This is a genomic window from Schlesneria sp. (assembly GCF_036405755.1).
Taxonomy (GTDB): Bacteria; Planctomycetota; Planctomycetia; order Planctomycetales; family Planctomycetaceae; genus Schlesneria; species Schlesneria sphaerica.
Window position 1 is genome coordinate 1 of record NZ_DASWWZ010000352.1, and the last position, 5,275, is coordinate 5,275.

Sequence of the window (5,275 nt, forward strand, 5' to 3'; positions counted from 1 at the left end):
CCCCGCCCAGTTCTATCTCCGACTGCTTGTCCGTGATGCGGCCGGAAATGTGGCGAAGGCCGAAACGCAGCAGCCAATCGCCATGGATCCCGTGCATCCAACGGCAAAGCTACTGGACATTGTCGGGCCTGAGGTCTCTCCGCCCCAATAACAGCATCATCCCCGAGAACGGAGTGCACATGCGGACACGCGCTCGTCTTGGAGTAAGAAACACTGTAAGCAAAGAACGTTCGGACGCCGTTGACGGGTGTCCGAACGTTCTATCAGCAGAGCAGGGGGGATCGCGATTGTTGTCCGGCCAGACCCCGCATTTGCAGTTGACGATCTGCATCGCCCGGGTCCCACAGGTGCACTGGCCCGAACATCGGGAACCAACGCCGCAAACCATTGCCTGAGGCAGGCGACGGTTTGTGGTTCGTGCGTCGTTCAGCCGGCCAGTTCTGCAATGACCAGCGACCCCATGGCCTCGGTGCCGAGACTCGATCCAGCTCCACCTGCCAGGTCTGCAGTCCGGTGCCCCTTGGCCAGAATACGGTCGACAGCAGCCTCAATCGCCGCAGCTTCCTGTTCCAGCTTCAATGAGTGTCGCAAGAGCAGGGCAGAAGCCAGAATCGTCGCCAGCGGGTTCGCAATCCCTTTACCGGCGATATCCGGTGCCGACCCGTGGATTGGTTCATAAAGTCCGGGGCCGGAGGATCCGATCGAGGCAGACGGCAGCATCCCCATCGAACCGGGCAACATCGATCCTTCATCGGTCAGAATGTCACCAAACAGGTTCTCGGTCACCACCACGTCGAAGGCACGGGGCTTCGAGATCAGGTGCATCGCCATCGCGTCGACCAGCACGTTTTCGTACTGAACGTCCGGAAATTCGGTCTTCATCACGCGTTCGAACGTCTTCCGCCACAGCCGTGAGACTTCCAGCACGTTCGCTTTATCGACCGAGGTGACCTTCTTCCGGCGTCCCCGAGCCGCTTCACCCGCCAGCCGCACAATCCGCTCAATCTCATGCGTCGAATAGACCATGGTGTTGTGAGCCGATTCGCCGCTTTCGTGCGGTTCCTTGCCAGAGGGTCCGAAGTAGATCCCGCCGGTCAGCTCGCGGAAGAACAGGATGTCTGTTCCGGAAACGATCTCGGACTTCAGCGGGGATGCGGCGACGAGGTGCGGCGAGACGGAAATGGGTCTCAGATTGGCAAACAGCCCCAATTCCTTACGAATCTTGAGCAGTCCCGCTTCGGGCCGGGTCTTCGCATTCGGATCGTCCCACTTCGGACCACCCACCGCTCCCAGCAGGACCGCCTGCGATGCCTTGCAAGCCGCGAGGGTTTCGTCGGGAAGTGCGTTGCCAAACTGATCGATCGCACAACCGCCGATCGGGTGCGAGCTGAATTCAAAAGTGTGGCCGAACTTCCTGGCCACTTCTTTCAGGACTCGTTCACCCTGAGCAATCACTTCCGGACCAATCCCATCACCAGGCAGCAAAACAATATGAGCTTGCACCGCGCATCAACCCTTCAAAGTACGAAAGAAGCGACCAGATCTTTCGCCACACTCTAAGTCACGGCAACGACGGGGGGAAGCGTCTACCGCCCGGAAGAAGCACGACCTGTCGCGAAATTTTCCACGACGCAAAACGAACCGGATCGATCCATCCCAATCCCGGTGACTTCACCCCAGCCCCGGTGACGAGGCGAGAAATTCGACAGCATTCCCCCCCGACGGCAGCCTCACTCCATACTGGCGAAGGGACAAACCTGCTGTCGAACGAGCAGGGGATGACTTCAAAAGTTATCCAGAACCTCGCCGCCGCTGGCCGTAAAGAGCCTCTTTAACGTCTGTCGATCGATATTTTCAGAAACGAATCGCACCGAGCCGTCAGCCATGAATGCGTGGAAGCCGCCAATTCGAGTCTTGGCCAGTCCCTTGAGAGATCATCGAAATCAAGTTCCAGATCCTCAGAGTTCGTCCAGACCACGGCATGGTCGGATTCCGCCTCGACCGCCATGATCGTCTTGCCTAATCCGTCGTTCACATCGGTCATCGCCGGACCTGTCTCACCACCGAACATCGTCCCTTCACCCGTCACGATCAGGTATCGTGTCTTTCTCTGCTGCGTTAGGTCGATGTCATTCGGTGAACCATACGTCGAGGGCCTGCGCGAGAGAATCGCAGTCGATTACAAGCCGCAATAATGCAAGCCCCTATTCTGCGTCCAAGATAACAAGATAGAGGGATGTTAATCATGCTCGTCAGACGGAATTCAGACATACGACGGATACGTCGGGGCGACGGAAACACCTTGGGTCACGGGTCCCTTCAATTTGCACCGCAACGGACGAACTTGCATCTCGACATTGCCCCACAGGTCGCGCCGCCGACAAGTCTGCCGGTTCTTTCCCACGGTCAGTTCACCGGCGTTCGTCGAACATGTGACACCAGGCCAATACCTTGCACGCTGTAGCGCACGATTCACGCTGAATCCGTTTGCAGTCTTGCCTCGGCCCGGATTCCATCTCGCAAACACGAGCAAGATCGCAACGGACTCTTCCTCCACATCCCGTTGAGTTGCGACCCGCTTCCGTCAGCGAGAAACTGATCCCCTCGTACGAGCTGCGTCATCCACCAGGATTCAGGCGAACAACACATGAAAGCAGAAATCACCAAAGCCCCTGTGGCAGAAACCGAAATGCTCATCCGCAAGCCTGTCACGGAAGTGTTCGAGGCTTTTATTAATCCCGACGTGATCACCCAATTCTGGTTCACCCGAAGCACCGGGCGACTCGCCGCAGGCCAGGAAGTCACCTGGTATTGGGATATGTATGCCGGATCGACACGGGTCGTGGTCCTAGCCTTTGAGCCCCACCAACGAATCCAGTTTGAGTGGGACGGGTACAGTGGCCGCACGACCGTCGAGTGGAAATTCACCGCCCGAGACGATTCCAGCACATTCGTCACCATCACCGAATCTGGCTGGACAGGCACCGGAGACGAACTCGTGAAATACGTCGCCGATTCGACGCAGGGTTTTACATGGACACTCGCCGGAGCCAAGGCCTATCTCGAACACGGCATCAAACTCAACTTCGTCGCCGACAAATGCCCCGACGCCCACGTCGCAGGATGGAGCCCACAGTAAACAACTGCGGCGTTATCAAAATACCTTCTGGACAATGATTCCAGGCAATCACCATCCGCCTCCGCACATCAAAAATCCCTGACCCCTGTGAGGATTCACTTCACGACCATATCCAGATCCCCGCACCCTCACCATAATTTTACCCCACCAAGTTCCCAGCCTGCCGGACCGATCGCACTCGCGTCGCTTTCCATCGCGTTCCCGCGAACCCGAATCGAACGCGGGATGTCTACTGCGAAGTGTCGCATGCGGAGAGACGTAGCTTGTATGTGGAAACCCTCTGGGCAAATGGAAAATATCATCTGGTGAAAACGAAAGCCCCCAGTTGTTTGACGACCCCCTGTGATCGCAGCGGCATCATGAGCACAGGCATGGCAGCACCAACCGCCTCTAACAAGACCAGCGATCGACGCAGCCGCGGCGGTCGTTCCCCGTCCGAGTTCGCAATTGTAAGCTAGATCCCAAAATCACACAGGTAAAGGCGCAAATACCTGATCGAGCCTGTCATGGTTCGGCCCGGATTCCCAAAAGTCAAACCGTTCACGGAGAGATGATCGAAGCCAACAACACCACGCCGATCACCGTCCAATTCAAAGACTGCAATGTAGGTTGGATTGAATTCTTTACTGTCGCAGGAGAAGTCTCTGTCCCGATCAGAGCTTCACATATCTTCGATCCCTTCCCGGATCTCATCCAGTGGCTGCACGCGATCCTGACCGGAGTTCAAGAGTGTTCCGTCCACATTAATCAGGAAGGTCTCTACGCAGAGTTTCTCGTTCGTCGCCTCAATGGGGGTACATTGCTGTTTCGACTGCAAGATCGTGTCGACGATCTGCTGCCGCCGGAAACGCTATCGACGGACACGCGAGAACTCCTCACGACTCGGGTTTCGCGCCGGCAATTCGTCGAAGCGATGTACAACGCGTTCCGCGATTTTACCCGCTCATCTCTTTACCGAAAGGAGGAATGGGAGCGCGAATCGGTGATGGACCGTTTCCAGACCTTTCTCCCGGCATTAAACCACCGCGAACTGATGAAGCGTCTGACGAAACTCACTCGCTTCCAGATGGCCCGGCTGCTGTATGAAATCGAATACGGGCCGAAACCTTCCGGCGCGCCGGAAGAAGCGGCCGCGATGTCACAGGCTTTAAAAAACCTGCTCGACCCCGGTAACCCGGTAATCTCCCCTGAAGTGTACCAGGAAATGCTCCACTGGGTCCTCCCCGATGACTATGATCAATGGGGTAGAAAGCAGAAAACACCACTACTTCTCGAGCAACTCTCGGATAACATCAGTCCCTGGTGCGGAACCAAGCTGGCGGAACTCGTCTCCCCGACGATTGAACACTACCTGCAGCATCAGGAACTGGATGATCAAGTCTAATTCGACTGACACGCTCTCACGCGCAGGACAAGCACACAGGAGTTCTACATATCTGGGCAGGTGCGAGTATGACGATGGGCTGAGGGAGGCATCGCAATCGGCAGCCACCCAGTGTATGAGGCAAGGACAGGTACGGTCCGTCTTTCGCAAAGTCCAATTCACACAGCAGTTGCATAACTTATTGTGATGCTCAAGCCAGTGATCTATCCGCCAATGACGCAGAGCGACGCAGATTCCGAGGGCAAGAAGTACATCAGCGAAAATCAACGCAATCTGCGGATTAAAAGGTTCAATCAAAAACACATTGGTGCACGGGGTCACCCAGGGACGTTAGGGACAGGAAGTCAGGACATGGGGACACTGCAGGTGGATTTCGCAGGGACGCAACATGAGCATGCGTCAACAGAATATGCTTTGCCCCTATTGCCCATCCCCCTTGATGCGATGCTACACCCAGCATGAACGTAGGATCATTTCTGCAAGAACGCTGGTGGAATTGGTACCGGAACTGGGATTGGAGCAGGCGGATGCATCAACTGTGTTACGTGAGATTCGACGCCGACGTCGAAAGCATTGATGGGCGCGAAAGTCCCCGTCCTCCCCTACGTGGTATCGCTGCGGAACTCGAGATCGACGAAAGTCGCCTAAAGGTCCGGACGCCAGGCGAGCTCGGCGAGCTGACATTTCGAGATGTTTCAGCTCAATCTCTAATATGGAGCTATCTTGGTTCATGGGTTTCGATGTCATTCGGC

5 protein-coding genes and 1 pseudogene are annotated in these 5,275 nt (G+C 56.2%); 3 read left to right on the forward strand and 3 right to left on the reverse strand.

The features are described 5' to 3' along the window. Positions 1 to 426: 426 nt before the first annotated feature. From leuB to VGE80_RS12075, 3 genes and pseudogenes are all read right to left on the reverse strand, one after another. Complete coding sequence (leuB, locus tag VGE80_RS12065; protein WP_440592843.1) at positions 427 to 1,503, reverse strand: 3-isopropylmalate dehydrogenase; 1,077 nt, start codon at positions 1,501 to 1,503, stop codon at positions 427 to 429. 281 nt (positions 1,504 to 1,784) lie between these two features. Further along, entirely contained in the window at positions 1,785 to 1,886 is a 102-nt protein-coding gene (locus VGE80_RS12070; RefSeq protein ID WP_373652811.1) for a hypothetical protein, read from the reverse strand. 71 nt (positions 1,887 to 1,957) lie between these two features. After that, positions 1,958 to 2,170, reverse strand: a pseudogene (locus tag VGE80_RS12075) (hypothetical protein); the annotation flags it as partial. A 477-nt stretch (positions 2,171 to 2,647) separates the two neighbouring features. On the opposite strand from VGE80_RS12075, the gene VGE80_RS12080 reads away from it, so the two are divergent. The 3 genes from VGE80_RS12080 to VGE80_RS12090 all read left to right on the forward strand — a co-directional run. Next, positions 2,648 to 3,139, forward strand: a complete 492-nt coding sequence (locus VGE80_RS12080) for an SRPBCC family protein (protein ID WP_397569462.1) — start codon at positions 2,648 to 2,650, stop codon at positions 3,137 to 3,139. Positions 3,140 to 3,689: 550 nt separating this feature from the next. Next, positions 3,690 to 4,523, forward strand: coding sequence for a hypothetical protein (locus VGE80_RS12085; protein ID WP_440592844.1), 834 nt, complete (start codon positions 3,690 to 3,692; stop codon positions 4,521 to 4,523). 527 nt (positions 4,524 to 5,050) lie between these two features. After that, positions 5,051 to 5,275: hypothetical protein (locus VGE80_RS12090; protein WP_440592845.1), on the forward strand; the 225-nt coding region annotated here is incomplete at its 3' end.